The 19,817-nt window shown below is 72.2% G+C and carries 16 protein-coding genes; 11 read left to right on the top strand and 5 right to left on the bottom strand.

All coding sequences use genetic code 11. From position 1 onward, the window contains the following. The first annotated feature begins 12 nt into the window (after positions 1–12). The 4 genes from fomD to ABD361_RS19330 all read left to right on the top strand — a co-directional run bounded on the left by fomD (position 13) and on the right by ABD361_RS19330 (position 5,778). Positions 13–804: a cytidylyl-2-hydroxypropylphosphonate hydrolase gene (fomD, locus tag ABD361_RS19345; RefSeq protein WP_344436689.1), complete on the top strand. Its 792-nt coding sequence runs from the start codon at positions 13–15 to the stop codon at positions 802–804. Beyond that, a complete protein-coding gene (locus tag ABD361_RS19340) occupies positions 801–1,475 on the top strand; it encodes a class I SAM-dependent DNA methyltransferase (protein WP_344436688.1) in 675 nt (224 codons plus the stop codon). Before fomD ends, ABD361_RS19340 begins: the two co-directional genes overlap by 4 nt. Before the next feature lie 732 nt (positions 1,476–2,207). Then, entirely contained in the window at positions 2,208–4,193 is a 1,986-nt protein-coding gene (locus ABD361_RS19335; RefSeq protein WP_425583267.1) for a SpoIIE family protein phosphatase, read from the top strand. Positions 4,194–4,296: 103 nt separating this feature from the next. Further along, positions 4,297–5,778: a catalase gene (locus tag ABD361_RS19330; RefSeq protein ID WP_344436687.1), complete on the top strand. Its 1,482-nt coding sequence runs from the start codon at positions 4,297–4,299 to the stop codon at positions 5,776–5,778. A gap of 64 nt (positions 5,779–5,842) precedes the next feature. Here ABD361_RS19330 and ABD361_RS19325 read toward each other — a convergent pair whose 3' ends face one another. Continuing rightward, entirely contained in the window at positions 5,843–8,137 is a 2,295-nt protein-coding gene (locus tag ABD361_RS19325) for a transglycosylase domain-containing protein (protein WP_344436686.1), read from the bottom strand. A 241-nt stretch (positions 8,138–8,378) separates the two neighbouring features. Here ABD361_RS19325 and ABD361_RS19320 point away from each other — a divergent pair, with 241 nt between their 5' ends. The 5 genes from ABD361_RS19320 (at position 8,379) to ABD361_RS19300 (ending at position 13,189) form a co-directional block, all read left to right on the top strand. Further along, positions 8,379–9,323, top strand: coding sequence for an SPFH domain-containing protein (locus ABD361_RS19320; RefSeq protein WP_344436685.1), 945 nt, complete (start codon positions 8,379–8,381; stop codon positions 9,321–9,323). Beyond that, on the top strand, positions 9,320–9,553 hold the full coding sequence (locus ABD361_RS19315; protein WP_344436684.1) for a type II toxin-antitoxin system antitoxin: 234 nt from the start codon (positions 9,320–9,322) through the stop codon (positions 9,551–9,553). The genes ABD361_RS19320 and ABD361_RS19315 overlap by 4 nt, the downstream gene beginning before the upstream one ends. Positions 9,554–9,660: 107 nt before the next feature. Next, positions 9,661–10,188: a PadR family transcriptional regulator gene (locus ABD361_RS19310; RefSeq protein ID WP_344436683.1), complete on the top strand. Its 528-nt coding sequence runs from the start codon at positions 9,661–9,663 to the stop codon at positions 10,186–10,188. Further along, positions 10,185–10,874 carry an ABC transporter ATP-binding protein gene (locus ABD361_RS19305; protein ID WP_344436682.1) on the top strand — a complete coding sequence of 230 codons (690 nt, stop codon included), beginning with the start codon at positions 10,185–10,187 and terminating at the stop codon, positions 10,872–10,874. The genes ABD361_RS19310 and ABD361_RS19305 overlap by 4 nt, the downstream gene beginning before the upstream one ends. Next, a complete protein-coding gene (locus tag ABD361_RS19300; RefSeq protein ID WP_344436681.1) occupies positions 10,871–13,189 on the top strand; it encodes an ABC transporter permease in 2,319 nt (772 codons plus the stop codon). Before ABD361_RS19305 ends, ABD361_RS19300 begins: the two co-directional genes overlap by 4 nt. Before the next feature lie 23 nt (positions 13,190–13,212). On the opposite strand, the gene ABD361_RS19295 is transcribed toward ABD361_RS19300, so the two are convergent. After that, a complete protein-coding gene (locus ABD361_RS19295) occupies positions 13,213–14,175 on the bottom strand; it encodes a hydrogen peroxide-inducible genes activator (protein ID WP_344436680.1) in 963 nt (320 codons plus the stop codon). 132 nt (positions 14,176–14,307) lie between these two features. Between ABD361_RS19295 and ABD361_RS19290 the strand changes: the two genes are divergently transcribed. Then, the gene (locus ABD361_RS19290) at positions 14,308–14,862 is read left to right on the top strand and encodes a peroxiredoxin (protein WP_344436679.1); all 555 of its coding nucleotides are present in this window, start codon (positions 14,308–14,310) and stop codon (positions 14,860–14,862) included. A gap of 11 nt (positions 14,863–14,873) precedes the next feature. Beyond that, positions 14,874–15,407 carry an alkyl hydroperoxide reductase gene (locus ABD361_RS19285; RefSeq protein ID WP_344436677.1) on the top strand — a complete coding sequence of 178 codons (534 nt, stop codon included), beginning with the start codon at positions 14,874–14,876 and terminating at the stop codon, positions 15,405–15,407. 79 nt (positions 15,408–15,486) lie between these two features. On the opposite strand, the gene ABD361_RS19280 is transcribed toward ABD361_RS19285, so the two are convergent. The 3 genes from ABD361_RS19280 to phoH2 all read right to left on the bottom strand — a co-directional run bounded on the left by ABD361_RS19280 (position 15,487) and on the right by phoH2 (position 19,391). Next, complete coding sequence (locus ABD361_RS19280; RefSeq protein ID WP_344436676.1) at positions 15,487–16,830, bottom strand: AI-2E family transporter; 1,344 nt, start codon at positions 16,828–16,830, stop codon at positions 15,487–15,489. Between the two features lie 123 nt (positions 16,831–16,953). After that, entirely contained in the window at positions 16,954–17,664 is a 711-nt protein-coding gene (locus ABD361_RS19275; RefSeq protein WP_486387911.1) for an aggregation-promoting factor C-terminal-like domain-containing protein, read from the bottom strand. A 404-nt stretch (positions 17,665–18,068) separates the two neighbouring features. After that, entirely contained in the window at positions 18,069–19,391 is a 1,323-nt protein-coding gene (phoH2, locus tag ABD361_RS19270) for an RNA 5'-3' helicase PhoH2 (RefSeq protein ID WP_344436674.1), read from the bottom strand. Positions 19,392–19,817: the final 426 nt, after the last annotated feature.

Here is a 19,817-nt window from a genome sequence, read left to right as displayed (position 1 = left end):
TAAGATCTGTGCATGGCAGCGGAGACCACGGACGACACGACGGGAACCACCGGCGACGGCGCCTGGGCACCGGGCGACCAGATCCTGTGGCGCTACCGCGACAACCGCAGCGGCCAGGTGCACATCTGCCGGCCCGTCACCGTCGTCGAGGACTCCCCCGACCTGCTCGCCGTCTGGATGGCCCCCGGCACCGACTGCGTCAAACCCCTCCTCGCCGACGGCACGCCCGTCCACCGGGAGCCGCTGGCCACCCGCTACACCAAGCCCCGCACCACCACCGTCACCCGCTGGTTCGGGCCGGGCGTGCTCAAGCTCGCCCGGCCCGGCGAGCCCTGGTCGGTCTGGCTCTTCTGGGACCCGGGCTGGCACTTCCGCAACTGGTACGTCAACCTCGAGGAACCCCTCGCCCGCTGGGCCGGCGGCGTCGACTCCGAGGACCACTTCCTCGACATCTCCGTCCACCCCGACCGCAGCTGGGAGTGGAAGGACGAGGACGAGTTCGCCCAGGCCCAGCTCGTCGGCCTCATCACCGCCGAACGCGCCGAGCGCGTACGGGCCGCCGGGCGCGCCGCCGTCGACCTCATCGAATCCTGGGGCGCCCCCTTCGCCGCCGGCTGGCCCGACTGGCGGCCCGACCCCGCCTGGCCCGTGCCCGCCCTGCCCGCCGACTGGGACCGCCCGCCCGCGGCCCACCGCGAACCCGGGTGTGAATCAGGGCCGGAACCGCTTGCCGACTCCCCGCGCGACGATCGTAGGATCAGCCTCCGCGGTACCGGCACAGCTATGGGAGGGGCACAACCGTGAGCGCTGACGGTCGGCGGGACTACGACGGCTACGCCCGCTTAGGGCTGGACCGCAGCGGCCAGGCCGAGGCGTTCGACGCCATCGGCGACCGCTACGACGAGGCATTCCCGCACAAGGACGGCCAGCTCGCCTCCGGCGCCTGGCTGGCCACCACCCTGCCGCCCGGCTCCCGCGTCCTGGACGTCGGCTGCGGCACCGGTCTGCCGACCGCACGCCAGCTGGCGGACGCCGGGCACGAGGTCGTCGGCATCGACCTGTCCCCCGGCATGCTCGACCTCGCCCGCGCCAACGTCCCGGAGGCCGCCTTCCACCTCGGTGACCTCGCCGGGCTGCGCGACGGGCACCTGGGCACGTTCGACGGCATCGCCGCCTTCTTCTCCCTGCTGATGCTGCCGCGCGCGGAGATCCCGTACGCGCTGCGGATGCTGCACGACCTCCTCAGACCCGGGGGACTGCTGGCCCTGTCGATGGTCGAGGCCGACGTCGACGACTACGCCATGCCGTTCCTGGGCAACACGATCCGGGTATCCGGTTACCTGCGGGACGACTTGCGGCAGGTCGTGCGCGACGCGGGATTCGACATCGCCGGCGAGAACGCGCTGGCGTACGCCCCGGCCAGTACGGACGTCCCACCCGAGATCCAGATCTTCCTCGACCTGCGCCGCGCCTGAACCCCGTGTGCCCCAGCCGGGCGCACGGCCCCGACGGATGGAACCCCACGCGTGACGGAGCACCCCAACTCCCACGGCAGACCCCGCCCCGCCCCCCGGCCGGCGGCCACCCCCGCACGCCCCGACACCGCGCCGACGGGCCGCACGGGCCGTACGGGCACCATGCCCGGGGCCCAGCCGGACCCTGCGGGCGCCGGCAACCCCGCGGCCCGTACGCCGCGCCCGGCGGACGACGCGCCCACCGGTGGCGTGCCGCGCCAGGCACGCCGCGCGGGCGCAACGCCCATCCGCGACGGCAACCCCGCCACCCCTGCCCCGCGCCCGACGGGCCACGAGGAGACCCCACCCACCGCCGCGGGCCGCGTGCCGCGGCAGACGCGCGGTGCGGGCAACTCCCGTGCCGAGGGCGCCCGTACGCGACAGCCGACCGGCCGTCCGGAGGGCGACGGGGCCGCCCCGGGCCGGACGGACGGCATGGCCGCAGCACCCGCCGGCGGCGAAGGTGCGGCGGACCGCGCCCGTACGGGCGCCGGGCGCCGCGCGCGGCGGGCGGGGGGCCGACGCCGAACTGACGGTACGTCAACCGCTCGCCTCGGGCGCGAGATACCCACCGTCGCCGGCGGCGACGGCGAGCGGGCCCGGCCCGCCGCGGACGGCACCGGCACCGGCACCCCGCGGCGCAGCCGGCGCAAGGCGCCGGCCGTGCGGGCCGGGGCGCGGGCCGGAGCCGGGATGCGCATGGAGGGGTCCGACCAGGAGCCGGCCGACTGCGGCGCGGCGCAGGCGCCCGTCGTGGACGACGCGGACGGGGACGGGCACGCCCGGCCCCGGGCCCGTGGTGGCCGCCAGCGGGCCGGGGACGTGCGCGGCAGCCGCGACGGCACGGCGTCCGCCTCCGACGCGGGCGGCGGCGGTGCCGGCGGCGCCGGGGACGCCGCCGGCCACGGCAGCGGCGACGTGCCGCCCGGCGGCGGCGCGGGCGGCACGGGCGGGCCGGGCACGGCCGGTCTGGCGCAGGCCGCGGCCGGCGCCTCCGGCGGCGGCGAGCGGCTGCGTTTCGTGGGCGCCGCGACCCGCCGTATCGCCCGTGGCATCGATCTGGACGAGATCGTGCTGGGCCTGTGCCGGGCCACCGTGCCCACGTTCGCGGACGCGATCCTCGTCTATCTCCGCGATCCGCTGCCCGTCGGCGACGAGCGGCCCGTGGGTCCGGTGGTGCTGCGGCTGCGCCGCACGGACCGGTTGCCGGACAGTGCGCAGGAGAGTCCGGATCCCGGCCCGGAGCTGACGGAGACGGCGGCGGAGCGCTGCGAGGTGCGCATAGGCGGGCCGCTCGCGGAGGTGCTGAGGGGGGTCCGGCCGGTGTTCGGGGACTCCTCGGCCGCGCGGGCGGCCCTGCCCGAACTGCTCGGCGAGGGCCGGCACGTGCCGGATCGCCACCGTACGATCCTGGCGCCGTTGCGCGGCCGGCGCCGGGTGATCGGCGCGGCCGTGTTCGTCCGCCGCCTGGACCGGCCGCCGTTCGAGGGCGACGACCTGCTGGTGGCGGCGCAGCTGGCGACGCACACGGCGCTCGGCGTGGACAAGGCCGTGCTGTACGGCCGCGAGGTGTACATCGCCGACGAGTTGCAGCGCACGATGCTGCCGGACTCGCTGCCGCAGCCGACGGGCGTGCGGCTGGCCAGCCGCTATCTGCCGGCGGCGGAGACGGCCCGGGTCGGCGGCGACTGGTACGACGCGATCCCGTTGCCCGGCAACCGCGTGGCGCTCGTCGTCGGCGACGTCATGGGCCACTCGATGACGTCCGCGGCGATCATGGGTCAGCTGCGGACGACCGCGCAGACCCTGGCGGGCCTGGACCTGCCGCCGCAGGAGGTGCTGCACCACCTCGACGAGCAGGCGCAGCGCCTGGGCAGCGACCGGATGGCGACGTGCCTGTACGCGGTGTACGACCCGGTCGCGCACCGCATCGTGATCGCCAACGCCGGGCATCCGCCGCCGGTGCTGCTGCACCGCGGCGGCCGGGCGGAGGTGCTGCGGGTGCCGCCGGGCGCGCCGATCGGCGTGGGCGGGGTGGACTTCGAGGCGGTGGAGCTGGACGCGCCGGCCGGGGCGACGCTGCTGCTGTACACCGACGGTCTGGTGGAGTCCCGGATGCGGGACGTGTGGACGGGGATAGAGCAGCTGCGTGAGCGGCTCATCGAGACCGCGCGTCTGACGGGCCCCAATCCGCCTCCGCTGGAGCCGCTGTGCGACGAGGTGCTGGGCATGCTCGGCCCGGGGGACCGGGACGACGACATCGCGCTGCTGGCGGCCCGTTTCGAGGGCATCGCGCCGAGCGACGTGGCGTACTGGTTCCTCGACCCGCGCCCGCAGACGCCGCGCGAGGCGCGCCGCCTGGCCCGCAGGGCGCTGGCCCGGTGGGATCTGGAGGAGCTCACGGACGGGGTGGAGCTGCTGGTCAGCGAGGTGATCACCAATGCCGTGCGGTACGCCGAGCGTCCGATAACGCTGCGGCTGCTGCGCACGGACGTGCTGCGCTGCGAGGTCGGCGACGACGTGCCGCAGCTGCCGCGGCTGCGGCAGGCGCGGCCGTCGGACGAGGGCGGCCGGGGTCTGTACCTGGTCAACAGGATGGCCCGGCGCTGGGGTGCCACGCGGCTGAGCACGGGGAAGGTGGTGTGGTTCGAGCTGGCGCTGCCGTCGCGCGCCCGCTGACCGTGGCGGCACTGTTGCCGACGCGGTGTCGGCGCGCTTGACTGGCCCGGTCGAGGGGCGGCTTCCCTCCGCCCCCGCACGTTCCTCGTTCGGGAGGCGTCCCATGGCCGATTCGGCGCACAGCACCCCGTACACCCAGCAGGCCGCGTACACCACGAACAACGTCGGTATCCCGGTGGAGAGCGACGAGCACTCGCTCACCATCGGCGACACCGGCCCCGTCCTGCTCCAGGATCACTACCTCATCGAGAAGATGGCCCAGTTCAACCGCGAACGGATCCCCGAACGGGTGGTCCACGCCAAGGGCGGCGGCGCGTACGGGCGCTTCGAGGTGACCAACGACGTCAGCCAGTTCACCAAGGCCGACCTCTTCCGGCCGGGCAGCCGCACCGAGGCGCTGGCCCGCTTCTCGACCGTGGCCGGCGAGCAGGGCTCGCCCGACACCTGGCGCGATCCGCGCGGTTTCGCGCTGAAGTTCTACACCCGCGAGGGCAACTACGACCTGGTCGGCAACAACACCCCCGTGTTCTTCGTGCGGGACCCGATCAAGTTCCAGGACTTCATCCGCTCGCAGAAGCGCCGCCCCGACAGCGGCCTGCGCGACCACGACATGCAGTGGGACTTCTGGACCCTCTCGCCCGAGTCGGCGCACCAGGTCACCTGGCTGATGGGCGACCGCGGCATCCCGCGGACCTGGCGCCACATGAACGGCTACGGCTCCCACACCTACATGTGGATCAATGGGGGCGGGGAGAAGTTCTGGGTCAAGTACCACATCAAGACCGACCAGGGCATCGAGTTCCTCACCCAGGCCGACGCCGACCGCCTGGCCGGCGAGGACGCCGACTTCCACCGCCGCGACCTGTTCGACTCCATCGCCCGCGGCGACGCCCCGAGCTGGACGATGTTCGTGCAGGTGATGCCGTTCGAGGACGCCGCGGACTACCGCTTCAACCCCTTCGACCTGACCAAGGTGTGGCCGCACGGCGACTACCCGCTGATCGAGGTCGGCCGGCTCACCCTCGACCGCAACCCCGAGGACTACTTCGTCCACATCGAGCAGGCCGCCTTCGAGCCCTCCAACCTGGTGCCCGGCATCGGCCCCTCCCCGGACAAGATGCTGCTGGGCCGGCTCTTCTCCTACCCGGACACCCACCGCTACCGCATCGGCCCCAACTACACCCAGCTGCCGCCCAACCGCCCGCAGGCCCCGGTGAACTCCTACGCCAAGGACGGCGCCATGCGCTACGAGCCGTCCCGCGCCGCCCGCCCGTACGCGCCCAACTCCTACGGCGGCCCGGCGGCCGACACCACCCGCTTCGGCGACATCGCCGGCTGGGCGGCGGCCGGCGAGATGGTGCGCGAGGCGTACAAGCTGCACCGCGAGGACGACGACTGGGGCCAGCCCGGCACGCTCGTCCGCCAGGTCCTGGACGACGCGGCGCGCGAGCGCCTGGTGGAGAACGTCGCGGGACACCTGAGGGCAGGCGTGACCGCCCCCGTCCTCTCCCGCGCCCTGCAGTACTGGCGCAACATCGACAAGGAGACGGGCGACCGGATCGCCACCAAGGTCAACGGCGGATGACAAAGCAGCCGGCCGTCCTCCCCTTCAGGGGAGGACGGCCGGCTGCTGTTCACGTCGCCGTGGGTCAGAACGACGGCGGGGGCGGGTTGACCCCACCGTTGGGCCGGGTGTTGGGGTCGCCCCCGGTGCCTCCGCTGTTCGTCGGCTTCGGCGGGTTGCCGGACGAGCTGCTCGACGTCGGGCCGGGCGGCGTGTGGTGCGACGGGCCGGTGGACGGCGAGCGCGTGTTGCCGGACGGGGAGCCCGAGGACGAGCTCGACGGAGAGCGAGTGCCCGACGGGGTGCCCGAGGGGGACTTCGAGGCGCCGGGCGAGGCGTTGCCGGAGGGCGTACGGGCCGGGGCGACCGGCGGGACGTACTTGTCCTGCGTCTCCAGCTCGAACTTGGCGTCGTCGTCCTCGTCGTCGAAGACGGAGGAGGTGTAGGCGGCCCAGATCTTCGCGGGGTACGTACCACCGTTGACGCGGCCGCCGCCGCCCGTGCCCTGCAGGGTCACCTGCTTGCCGCCCTGGCCCTCACCGAAGAGACCGACGGAGGTGACCAGGCCGGGGGTGTAGGCGGTGAACCAGGCCGACTTGTCGTCGTCGGAGGTACCGGTCTTGCCTGCCACCTGGTAGCGGCCGCTGGCGACGACGTTCGCCGTACCGTCCTCGACCACACCGGTCATGACGGAGGTGACGCCGTCGGCGGTGTTGCGGGAGACCACGCGCTCGTCGGCGACCGGGTTGGGGAGCTTGTAGTTCTCGCCCTTCCAGGACACGGACTTGATGATGCTGGGTGTGGTCTTCTTGCCGTGGTTGTCGAGGGTGGCGTAGACGCCCGCCATCTCCAGCGGGCTCGCGCCCATGGAGCCCAGCGACATGGAGGGGACCTCTTCGAAGTCGCTCTTCATGCCGAGCTCGACGGCGGTCTTCTTGACCTTCGCCAGGCCGACGTCGACGGCCATCTGCGCGAAGACGGTGTTGACCGAGTCGTTCATCGCCTGCTGCACGGTGACGGCAGGCTTGGAGTAGCCGTCCTCGTTCTCGGGGGCGAAGCCGTCGCCGCCCGGTCCGACGACCGGACGCTTGTTGGTGCCGTCGTACGTCGTGGACGGCGTGATCGGCTGCCCGCCCTGGGTCTTCGACTCGTTCTGCAGGGCCGAGGCCAGGATCAGCGGCTTGAACGTGGACGCGGGCTGGTAGTCGCCGCGCGTGGCGTTGCTGAGCTGGTGCTTGAGGAAGTCCTGGCCGCCGTAGAGGGCCACGACGTGACCGGTCTTGGCGTCGACGGAGACGGCGCCCGGCTGGACGTGGCCGTCGACCTCGCGGGCCTTCGGGTCCAGGTCGTCGAGCAGCTGGTTCTTCATCGCCTTTTCGAGCGCGGCCTGCTTCTTCGGGTCGATGCTCAGCGTGATCGTCCAGCCGCCGGCGGCGAAGTCGCTCTCGGGGCGGCCCTGGCGCTTGAGGTCGCGGATCATCTCCTCGCGCGCGGCCTGGACGAGGTAGCCGTTCTGGCCGGTGAGGCCGGCCGGGGGCTTGGGCTGGCCCGGCGGCTTGAACTTCATCGCCTTGCGCTTCTCGGGGTCGAGCCACTTCTGCTCGACCATCTTGTCGAGGACGTAGTTCCAGCGCGCCTCGACGTTGCGCTTGCCGGCGTCGGTGGCCGTGCCCCAGTCGTACTGGCTCGGCGCCTGCAGCAGGGCGGCGAGGTAGGCGCCCTCCTCCAGGCTGAGCTTGTCGACGTCCTTGCCGTAGTAGGCGCGGGAGGCCGCCTGGATGCCGGAGGCGTTGCGACCGAAGTAGCTGGTGTTCAGGTACCCCGCGAGGATCTCGGTCTTGTCCTTCTTGTCCTGGACCTTCAGCGAGATGATGAGTTCCTTCACCTTGCGGCTGACGGTCTGGCGCTGGTCCAGGTAGTAGTTCTTGACGTACTGCTGGGTGATGGTGGAACCACCCTGCTTGCCGCGGCCCATGACGGTGTTGAGGATGCCGCGCGCGGTGCCCTTGAGGTCGACGCCGGGGTCGGTCCAGAAGTTCTTGTTCTCGGCCGCGACGACCGCGTTCTGGACGTCCTTGGGGACCTTGGAGAGGGGCACCTCCTCGCGGTTGACCTCGCCGAGGCGGGCGATGATCTCGCCCTTCTGGTTCTTGTAGACGTTGCTCTGCGCCTGCGCGGCTTTGTTCCCTTCGCCGGGAACGTCCACGTACAGGTAGAGCGCGTAGAACGCACCGGCGGCGAGGCCGATCAGGCCCACGAAGTAGGCCAGCAGCAACTTCCAGGTGAAGAACCGGCGTATGCCGGTCTTTCTGGGTTTCCCGCCGCCCCGTGCCGGGCGGCCGCCCTTCTTCTGCGCTCGTCGCGCTTCAGCTCGGCCCATTTCTCCTGTAGCTCCAGTCCGTCCGCCCCCAACCCAGCTCATGAAGCTAACACCGCAACTGCCACCAAACGCCCATCGATCACGGCAATAACGGACGTGACATACAGCACCCCGGGTGGCGGGAACCCGGTACGGAGTCGCGCGGGAAACCGTACAGGAGTGATCAAGGACGATAATGTGCTATCACTTTGATAGGCAGTGCACGAGGGTGCACGGCACCGACCGAACCGGGGGACCTCCCATGCCCGAGACGCCCGACACCAGCCCCGACGTTCCCCGCTTCGCGGACCGCCCGCGCGTGACGGAGAAGCCCGCCAACGACATAGGCGGCGGACTCGCACTCCTGTTCGGTCTGATCGGCCTGCTCGTCGGCACCGGCCTCGTCGTCGCCGGCGGGGTCACCAGCTCGCACGTCCCGGGCGGGGTGACCGTCGCGCTCATCTTCGTGGGCATCTCCGTCGGCGTCTGCTCCCTGATCGCCATGGCGGGCCTGAACACCATCGCCCCCGGCGAGGCGCAGGTCGTCCAGCTCTTCGGCCGCTACCGCGGCACGATCCGCACCGAGGGCCTGCGCTGGGTGAACCCCTTCACCAGCCGGCGCTCCCTCTCCACCCGGGTGCGCAACCACGAGACCGCCGTCATGAAGGTGAACGACGCGTACGGCAACCCCATCGAGCTCGCCGCGGTCGTGGTGTGGCGGGTGGAGGACACCGCGCAGGCGATGTTCGAGGTGGAGGACTTCCAGGAGTTCGTGGCCACCCAGACCGAGGCGGCCGTGCGGCACATCGCCATCGAGTACCCCTATGACGCGCACGACGAGGACGCGCTGTCCCTGCGCGGCAACGCGGAGGAGATCACCGAGAAGCTGGCGCTCGAACTGCACGCCCGGGTCGAGGCCGCCGGTGTACGCATCATCGAGTCGCGCTTCACCCATCTCGCGTACGCCCCCGAGATCGCCTCGGCGATGCTCCAGCGCCAGCAGGCCGGCGCGGTCGTCGCGGCCCGCAAAATGATCGTCGAGGGCGCGGTGGGCATGGTCGAGATGGCCCTGGAGCGGATCATGGAACAGGACATCGTCGCCCTGGACGAGGAGAGGAAGGCGGCCATGGTCAGCAACCTGATGGTGGTGCTGTGCGGTGACCGGGCCGCCCAGCCCGTCCTGAACACCGGCACCCTCTACCAGTGACGGAGGAGGGTGCGGGAGCCGCACCGCGCCGGCCGCAGCAGCGCAAGCAGGTGCTGCTGCGGCTGGACCCGCAGGTGCACGACGCGCTGACGCGGTGGGCGGCGGACGAGCTGCGCAGCGCGAACGCGCAGATCGAGTTCCTGCTGCGCAAGGCGCTGCACGAGGCGGGCCGCCTGCCCTCGGACGTCTCCGCCATCCGCCGCCGCGGGCGTCCGCCGAAGGACTCCTGACCCCTGTCCCCGGTGATCGCCGGACGGGCCGGCCACCGCGTCGGCCCGTCCGGCGTTTCCGGCGCGGCTATACACATCATGTATACACACGATGTAGAGTCCCGCCCATGTCAATCGGACACACCCTGCTCGGCCTCCTGGAGGCCGGCCCCCGCCACGGCTATGACCTCAAGCGCGCCTTCGACGAGCGCTTCGGCCACGACCGCCCGCTCCACTACGGCCAGGTCTACGCCACCATGTCGCGCCTGCTGAAGAACGGCCTGGTCGAAGTCGACGGCATCGAGCAGGGCGACGGCCCCGACCGCAAGCGCTACGCCATCACCGACGCCGGCGTCACCGACGTCGCCTCGTGGCTGGAGCGGCCAGAGAAGCCCGAGCCGTACCTGCAGTCGACCCTCTACACCAAGGTCGTCCTCGCCCTGATGACCGGCCGCGACGCCACCGGCGTGCTCGACGCGCAGCGCGCGGAGCACCTGCGGCTGATGCGCGAGCTGACGCAGCGCAAGCGCGAGGGGGACCTCGCCGACCAGCTGATCTGCGACCACGCCCTGTTCCACCTGGAGGCCGACCTGCGCTGGCTGGAGATCACCGCCGCCCGCCTGGACCGGCTCGCCGACACGGTGGTGCGCCCGTGACGCCCGCCGGTTCACTGCTGGCCGCCACCGGCCTGCACAAGGCGTACGGCCTGACCCGCGCCCTGGACGACGCGGAGTTCTCCGTGCACCCCGGCGAGGTCGTGGCCGTCATGGGCCCCTCCGGTTCCGGCAAGTCGACGCTACTGCACTGCCTGGCCGGCATCGTGCGGCCGGACGCCGGCACCGTCTGCTACGCGGGCCGGGAGCTGACGGCGATGCCGGACTCCGAGCGCAGTGCGCTGCGCCGCACGGACTTCGGCTTCGTCTTCCAGTTCGGCCGGCTCGTCCCCGAGCTGACCTGCGCCGAGAACGTCGCGATGCCGCTGCGCCTGAGCGGCGTGGGCCGCCGTGCGGCGGAGCGCAAGGCCGCCGAGTGGCTGGACGCCCTCGAAGTGGCCGGCGTGGAGCGCAAGCGCCCCGGGGAGATATCGGGCGGTCAGGCGCAGCGCGTGGCCGTGGCCCGTGCCCTGGTCACCGAGCCGGCCGTGATCTTCGCGGACGAGCCGACGGGCGCCCTGGACTCGCTCAACAGCGAGCGCGTCATGCAGCTGCTGACCGATGCGGCCCGGGCCTCCCGGGCGGCCGTCGTGCTGGTCACCCACGACGCCCGCGTGGCCGCCTACTCCGACCGCGAGGTCGTCGTGCGCGACGGCCGCGTCCGGGACATGGCGGGGGCGCTGCGATGACCTTCCTGCGGACGTACGCGCGCGACCTGGCCATGGGCGCCCGCTTCGCCGTCACCGGCGGTCGCGCGGGGTGGCTGCGCACGGCGCTGACAGCACTCGGCGTCGGCATCGGCGTGGCGTTACTGCTCGTACTGGCCGCGCTGCCCGAGGCGGTGGGCGCCCGCGAGGAGCGCGACAGGGCACGTCACGGCGCCCGGAGCGAGCAGCTCGCACGGCCGCGTCCGGACACCGTGCTGATCAAGGAGGCCGACACCGAGTACCGCGGCCGGCACGTCCGCGGCCGCCTCGTGCGCCCCGAGGGCCCCAAGGCTCCCGTACCGCCCGGGGTGAGCGCGCTGCCGCGACCGGGGGAGATGGTGGTCTCCCCCGCCCTGAAGGAGCTCCTCGCCTCCCCCGACGGAAGGCTGCTGCGCGAACGGCTCCCGCACCGCCTCGCCGGGACCATCGGTGCGGGCGGCCTCGTCGGGCCCGACGAGCTGGCCTACTACGCAGGCGACGACCGCCTGGCGATCCGTCACCACCTGCCGTCGGACCCGCACCGGATCACCTCGTTCCGCGGTCGCTTCCTGATGCCCCCGCTGGGCGAGGACGTTCCCGTCCTCGGCGGTCTGGCCTGTGCGGTGATGCTGCTGCCCGTCGCCGTCCTGATCGCCACCGCCGCCCGCTTCGGCGGCGAGCGCCGCGACCGCCGGCTGGCCGCACTGCGCCTGGTGGGCGCGGACAACCGGACGACGCGCCGGGTGGCCGCGGGCGAGTCCCTGTGCGGCGCGCTGTTCGGCCTGGCGGCCGGCACCGGGCTCTTCCTGCTGCTGCGGCAGGGCGGCCCGTGGGTGCGCCTGAACGGTGTCGGCGTCTACCCCGGCGACCTCGTCCCCTCCCCACTCTCCGCCGTCGTCGTCGCCGTGGCGGTACCGCTGCTGACCGTCGCCGTGTCGCTGTTCGCCCTGCGCGACGTGGCGATCGAGCCGCTGGGCGTGGTGCGCGGCGCACCACGCCGGCGCCGGCTGTGGTGGCGCGTGGCGCTGCCGGTGTTGGGGCTGGCCCTGCTGGCGGGCCTGAGCGCGAACGTCTTCGACACCCTCTTCCTGGGCTACAAGTGGCTGGTGGTGCCCGCTGCCGCCGTTCTGATCCTGCTGGGCGTCTCGGTGCTGTTGCCCTGGGTGGTGCAGGCCGTCGTCGGCCGGCTGCGGGGCGGGCCGCCGGCGTGGCAGCTGGCCACGCGCCGCCTGCAGCTGGACAGCGGCCCGGCCTCCCGTACGGTCGCCGGCATCCTCGTGGCCGTGGCGGGCGCGGTGGCGGTGCAGATGTTCTACAGCGGGATCCCCACCGAGGAGCCCGCTGCCGCCGGCAGCGACCGGGCGGCGACCGTCCGCATGATGATGGACGTGGCCTCCGGCCCCCAGGTGCAGTCGCTGGTGGCGAAGGTCCGCGGCGCCGAGGGCGTGCGGGAGGCCGCCGGATTCACCACCATGCTGGTCGACCGGGAGGACGCGGTGGGCGTCCACGAGCTGACGGTCGCCGACTGTGCCGGCCTGCGCCTGCTGGCCCGGGTGGGCGAGTGCCGCGACGGCGACTCCTTCCTTGTCCACCAGCCGCCCCACTCGTACGGGCCCGTGCCGCAGCCGGGCATGAAGGTGGTTCTGCCCGGTGCGCCGGACAGCCGCACGCACTGGACGGTGCCGCCGGCAGCCCGCGTCGTGGAGCCCGAGGGCGAGGGGGTCCTGCAGCACTGGACCACCGGCATCCTGGCCACTCCCTCGGCCGTGCCCACCGCGGGCGTCCGGGACGCCGGGGCGAAGGTGATCGCGCGGCTGGACCCCCGGGTGCCGGACGCCGTGGAGCACGTACGCAATGCCGCGGCGGCCGCATCCAGCGAGGTCAACGTCTTCGAGTCCCGCCTCGCCTCCGGCACCGGTGAGTCCGACTACCGCTCCCTGCTGCGCCTCCTGCCGGGCGGTACGGCCCTGGCCCTCGGCCTCGTCGCGGTGAGCCTGATGCTGGCGACGGTGGAGCAGCTGCGCGAGCGCAGGTCGGCGCTGTCGGTGCTCGCGGCCTTCGGCGCGAGCCGGTCGGTCATCGCCTGGTCCGTGATCTGGCAAACGGCCGTCCCGGTGGTCCTCGGCATGATGCTGGCCGTGGCCTTCGGGCTGGGGCTGGGCCGGCTGGTCATGACGATGACGCCGCTGCGGGTGGCCGACTGGTTCGGCTTCGTGCCGATCGTGGGCGCGGGCCTGGGCGTCATCACCCTCGTCACGCTCGCCGCGCTGCCGGCGCTGTGGCGGATGATGCGCCCGGACGGCCTGCGGGCCGAGTAGCAGCGCCTCGGTTCACGATCCGTTCAGTTCACGATCCGTACCGGAAGTCGTCGCAGCTCCGAGCGCAGGGCGGCGGCGAACGCCTCGAACTCGCCCTGGCGGGCGGCCCCCGTCCGCATCGCCAGGGCGATCCGGCGCGAGGGCGCGGGGTCGGCGAAGTGGCCGGTCGCGAGCCGTTCGCTGCGGCCGGTCTCCACCTGCAGGGCCGTGGCCGGCAGCAGGGTCACCCCGAGCCCGCCGCCGACCAGCTGGACGAGCGTGGAGAGCCCGGCGGCGCTGGTCGTCGCGGCGACCCCCGCGGTGCGGCCGGCCTCCCGGCACACGTCCAGGGCCTGGTCGCGCAGGCAGTGGCCCTCGTCGAGCAGCAGCAGGTCCAGCTCGCGCAGGGCCTCGCGGGGGATGTCGCCGCGCCCGGCCAGCCAGTGGTCGTGCGGGGTGACCAGCACGAAGTCCTCGTCGAAGAGCGGGAGTTCGGTGATCCAGGACATGCCGAGCGGCACGGCGAGCAGCAGCAGGTCGAGCCGGCCCTGGGCGAGCCCGTCGAGCAGGGAGCCGGTCTGCTCCTCGTGGACCTGCAGGTCCAGCTGCGGGTAGCGGTCGTGGACCAGGCGCAGGACGGTGGGCAGCAGGTACGGCGCGACGGTGGGGATGACGCCCAGGCGCAGGACGCCGGTGAAGGGGGCGCGGGCAGCTTCCGCCTCCTCCATGAAGGAGCCGACCGCCTCCAGGACGGCGCGGGCCCGGACGGCGAGCCGCTCACCCGCAGGACTGAGCAGCACCTTGCGGGTCGTACGCTCGAGAAGCTGAATTCCGAGGGTCTCCTCAAGGGTGGAGACGGCACCGGAGAGCGCGGGCTGGCTCATGCCGATGGCCGTCGCGGCGTCCCTGAAGTGCAGGTGCTCGGCCACGGCGGCGAAGGCGCGCAGCTGGGCGAGGCTGGGCTGGCGGGCGCGTCCGGGGGCTATGGACGAGGCCGACGACGTCACTGATAACCACCTCCAATCAACGCCACCCAGTCTACCTATTTCCCCTATCAATGCCTCCTGTGGCACTGTGTTCTTGTCCAACCCGCAGGAAACCCCCGAATCAGTGGGTTTCCTTCGTTGCAAGGAGAGCGCGTGCTCACTGTCGGTGACAAGTTCCCCGAGTTCGACCTGACCGCCTGTGTCTCGCTCGAGGCCGACAAGGCCTTCGCGCAGATCGACCACAAGACCTACGAGGGCAAGTGGAAGGTCGTTTTCTTCTGGCCGAAGGACTTCACCTTCGTCTGCCCGACCGAGATCGCCGCGTTCGGCCAGCTGAACGAGGAGTTCGCCGACCGTGACGCCCAGATCCTCGGCGTCTCCGGCGACTCGGAGTTCGTCCACCACGCCTGGCGCAAGGACCACAAGGACCTGCGCGACCTGCCCTTCCCGATGCTCGCCGACGCCAAGCACGAGCTGATGCGCGGCTGCGGCGTCGAGGGCGAGGACGGCTACGCCCAGCGCGCCGTCTTCATCGTCGACCCGAACAACGAGATCCAGTTCGTCATGGTGACCGCCGGTTCCGTGGGCCGTAACCCCAAGGAGGTCCTGCGGGTCCTCGACGCCCTGCAGACCGACGAGCTGTGCCCCTGCAACTGGTCCAAGGGCGAGGAGACCCTCGACGCGGTCAAGCTCCTCGCCGGCGAGTGAGCTGATCTCCCATGGCCCTCGATGAGCTGAAGTCCGCGATACCGGGCTACGCCAAGGACCTGAAGCTGAACCTCGGCTCGGTCATCGGCAACTCCACGCTGCCCCAGCAGCAGCTGTGGGGCACCGTGCTCTCCTGCGCGATCGCGACCCGTTCGCCGATCGTGCTGCGCGAGCTGGAGCCGGAGGCCAAGACCCACCTCTCCCCGGAGGCGTACGAGGCCGCCAAGGCCGCCGCCGCCATCATGGCGATGAACAACGTCTACTACCGGACCCGGCACCTGCTGTCGGACCCGGAGTACGGCAACCTTCGGGCCGGTCTGCGGATGAACGTCATCGGCAACCCGGGCGTGGAGAAGGTCGACTTCGAGCTGTGGTCCCTGGCGGTCTCCGCCATCAACGGCTGCGGCCTGTGCCTCGACTCGCACGAGCAGGTGCTCCGCAAGGCCGGTGTCGACCGGGAGACGATCCAGGAAGCGTTCAAGATCGCCGCCGTCCTCCAGGCCGTCGGCGCGACGCTGGACGCGGAAGCCGTGCTGAACGGCTGATCGCGGCCCACCGCATCGAGGGGCGGGCCCCCGACCTGAACCAGGTCGGGGGCCCGCCCCTTTTGCTCGGCTGTTCCGCTCAGCTGCCGCCCGCCGGCGGCGCGCCCGGCGCGCCCTCCGGCAGGCCGGCGTCCGTGCCGCGCTCGGTCGCCTCCCGCGCGTACGCGCGCAGATAGCCGACGACCGTGTTGGTCACCGCCACCAGGGGCACGGCCACGACGGCGCCGCCGATGCCGGCGATCATCGAGCCGGCGGCGACGGCGAGGACGACGGCCAGCGGGTGGACGCGCACCGCGCGGCCGAGGATGAACGGCTGCAGGACGTGGCCCTCGATCTGCTGCACCGCGAGCACGACCACGAGCACCATCATCGCCGTGAAGACGTCGCGGGTGACGAGCGCCACCACGACCGCCAGCGCGCCGGAGACCACCGCGCCGACCAGCGGGATGAAGGCGAACAGGAAGATGAACACGGCCAGCGGCACGGCCATGGGCACGTTCAGGAAGAACAGCCCGATGCCGATGAAGATCGCGTCGATCAGCGCCACTATCACCGTGCCGCGCACATAGGCGGTCAGCGTCGTCCACGCCCGCGGGCCGGCGCCCGCCACGCCCTCGCGGGCGGCGGCCGGCACCAGCTTGAGCAGCCACTGCCAGATGCGGGGGCCGTCGTAGAGCAGGAAGAGCGTCGAGAACATCGCGAGCAGGATGCCCGTGAGGACCTCGATGATGACCTGGACGCCTTCTATGCCCGCCGAGGTGATGTCCTTGGTATTGGTGCCGATGGCTTCGCTCAGCTTGTCGGCGATGTTGTTGATCTGGTCCTGCGTGACGTGGAACGGGCTGTTGAGCAGCCAGCGCTTGAGCTCGGTGATGCCGTGCTGCACCTGCTGCGAGAGGTCGTCGAGGTTCTCCGTCACCTGCCAGGCGACGAACCAGCCGACCAGCCCCATCACCACGAAGCCGGAGACGAAGGTCATGGCCGTGGCCAGGCCGCGCGGGACCCCGCGCCGCTTGAGCGCGCCCACCGTGGGCTGCAGCAGGGCGGTGATGAGCAGACCGGCCACGAAGGCCAGCACCACCAGCCGTACCGCACTGATCACGCGCATCAGTACGTACAAGGTGCCGGCGAGGATCAGCAGCCGCCAGGCGACCTCGGCCGCGACCCGGATGCCCCAGGGGACGGCCGTGACCGGGTCGGGCCGGGCGGCCTCGGGTCGTACGGCCGGAGCCGCGGCGGGCTCGGCCGGGGGCGCGGCAGCGGGCTGCGGAACGGAGGGTTCGGGCGCCGTGACGCGGGCAGGCGTGGGTACGGGCCCGGGTTGCGTGCCGGACTCGGCGGCGGCCCTGCGGGTTTCGAGCCGTTCGGCGAGCCGCGTCAGACCCGCTCCCAGCCCGCCCACCCATCGTGGCAATCTGGACATTCTTCTTCCTCTACCCCACTCCCCCGTGGCCATCCCTGCTGAGACGTTACCTGCCCGGACGTGACGAGACCCCGACCGGTACCGGTCGGGGTCTCGTCAGCGGTCAGCGGGGTCCGGAAGGACCTAGTACCACTGGTTGGCCTGCCAGAACGACCAGGCGCCGCACGGGCTGCCGTAGCGCTCGTTCATGTAGCTCAGGCCCCACTTGATCTGGGTGGCCGGGTTGGTACGCCAGTCGGCACCCGCCGAGGCCATCTTGGTGCCGGGCAGCGCCTGCACCAGACCGTACGCGCCGGAGGAGGCGTTGGTGGCCGTGTAGTCCCAGCTGCTCTCGTTGTTCACAATGTTGCTGAAGCACTGGAACTGGTCGCCCGGGACCATCTGCCGGGCGATCGCCTGGACCTCGGCGACGGAGTAGGAGCCCTTGACCGCGAACGAGGACGCGTCGCGCGCCGCGGAACGGCTGGCGATGTTCTCCTGGTCGCGCTTGGCGGCCTTCTCCTCCGCCTCCTCCTTCGCCTTCTTCTCCGCCTCTTCCTTCTTGGCGGTGGCGTCCTCGGCGGCCTGCTTGCGCGCGGCCTCCTCGGCTTCCTTCTTGGCGGCGGCGTCGGCGGCCTCGGTCTGCGACTCGGCCTGCTGCGTGAGGGAAGCGGACTGCGCCTGGACGTTCTGCGCGACGGGAATGCCCGCGAGAACAGTGGTGTCCGCGGCGGTGGCCTCGACCCGGTCGGTCGTACCCTGGTCGTGACCCGCGGCGACACCGACAACGGCGCCAACGGTGGTGACCGCGGTGGCGGATGCCACGGCGAATCCCCGGACCGAAATCCGGCTCACACGGTTTCCTTCCAGCATCGCCCGCATAGGTGACCTCGCGGACGCGATCGTGCCCCTGGCGCTGGCCTCCGAAGGCACCGGACCCCGAAAGGGCCGGCCGGTCACGGGAGGCACTGACCCGGTGGGCCCTCCGTGAGGGAGGTCCGCTCAGTGCTCGGGCGGCATACGGCGACGTTCTTCAGTTGTGTGTGATACGCGAGCCCCCTTCAGGGGCCCAAGTGCCGTATGCGGGGCCTGACAGGAACCAGACTCTGCCCGAACGACACGCCGCGAAGCAATTCTTGGGTACGTGGGAAAGCTCACACCTCGTTTATCCCGACCGGTTCACGGAAAGAGCCGCGGCACACGACGACGCGCGGCTAGGCTGCTGCGCCCGCCGCGCGCCGAACCGGGAACGGATCCCGCTAGATGCGGCCGTCCTCCAGCATTTCGGTCACCATCGCCGCGATCGGCGAGCGCTCCGAACGCGTGAGCGTCACGTGCGAGAACAGAGGATGCCCCTTCAGCTTCTCCACCACGGCGACCACACCGTCGTACCGCCCGACGCGCAGATTGTCCCGCTGCGCCACGTCATGGGTGAGAACGACCCGGGAGTTGGCCCCGATGCGCGAGAGCACCGTCAGCAGCACGTTCCGCTCCAGCGACTGGGCCTCGTCCACGATGACGAACGCGTCGTGCAGCGAGCGGCCCCGGATGTGGGTCAGCGGCAGCACTTCGAGCATCCCGCGGCCCACCACCTCCTCGATGACCTCCGCCGTCGTCACCGCCGAGAGGGTGTCGAAGACCGCCTGCGCCCACGGGCTCATCTTCTCGGCCTCGGTGCCGGGCAGGTAGCCCAACTCCTGGCCGCCCACCGCGTACAGCGGCCGGAAGACCATCACCTTGCGGTGCTGCCGCCGCTCCAGGACCGCCTCCAGCCCCGCGCACAGGGCCAGCGCCGACTTGCCCGTACCGGCCCGGCCGCCCATCGAGACGATGCCGACCTCCGGGTCCAGCAGCAGGTCCAGCGCCACGCGCTGCTCGGCGCTGCGGCCGTGGATGCCGAACGCCTCGCGGTCGCCGCGCACCAGCCGCACCGCACCGTCGGCCGTCACCCGGCCCAGCGCGCTGCCCCGCTCCGACTGCAGGACGAGCCCGGTGTGCACGGGCAGTTCCGCCGCTCCGGGCACGGACACCCGCTCGGCGGCGAAGAGTTCGTCGACCTGCTCGGAGGTGACGGTCAGCTCCGCCATGCCCGTCCAGCCGGAGTCGGTGACGGCCAGCTCCGCCCGGTACTCCTCCGCCAGCAGCCCCACCGCCGACGCCTTGATCCGCAGCGGCAGGTCCTTGGAGACGACGGTGACGTCGTAGCCCTCGGCCTGCAGGTTGCGGGCGACCGCGAGGATGCGCGAGTCGTTGTCGCCGAGGCGGAAACCGGCGGGCAGTATGCCGGGATCCGAGTGGTTCAGCTCGACGCGCAGCGAGCCGCCCAGCTCACCGATCGGCACGGGCGCGTCCAGCCGCCCGTGCTGCACCCGGTAGTCGTCCAGCAGGCGCAGGGCCTTGCGGGCGAAGTACCCGAGCTCCGGATGGTGCCGCTTGGCCTCCAACTCCGTGACCACCACCACGGGCAGCACGACCTCGTGCTCCTCGAAGCGGGTCATCGATCCTGGGTCGGCCAGCAGGACGCTGGTGTCGAGGACGAAGGTGCGCCGGTCGGCATCACGGCGCTTCTTGCTGGTCACCACGGGTGGACGTACCCCCTCGTGCAGAGGTGAGACGCGCCGCCGGCGTGAGGTACGGGGGCGCGGGGAACGGGCCGGGTGCCGGCCCCGCCAGGGTCGCCGGACCTCCGGCCCGCCGCGTCGGCCGTGCGGGCGCTTGCCACCGCTCGGTGCCCACGGGCGTCGTCCTGGTGCAAAGGGCCTCCCGGGCGGGCGACCCCATGCCGCCCGCTGGCAGAGCGACGGTCCCGCTGAAGACCGCCGGCCTGCAGGGGATATTCCCGCTCCTTCGCGTGACCATGCAACGGCATATGCGACGAGCAGGTGAACGATCGATCCCCCGTTGCCCGCACTTCAGTTCGCGCAACGGCGCCCCCGCCGCTGCGTCGGACCGCGCACCGGTGCGCCCCGTAGGGGCGCGGGGAACTGCGCGATCGGCCCCCGACGGCC

It is taken from the genome of Streptomyces luteosporeus, from assembly GCF_039532865.1.
GTDB classification, from domain to species: Bacteria; Actinomycetota; Actinomycetes; order Streptomycetales; family Streptomycetaceae; genus Streptomyces; species Streptomyces luteosporeus.
Note: the sequence above shows the minus strand (reverse complement) of the source record. Positions and strands in the feature narration are given on the sequence as shown.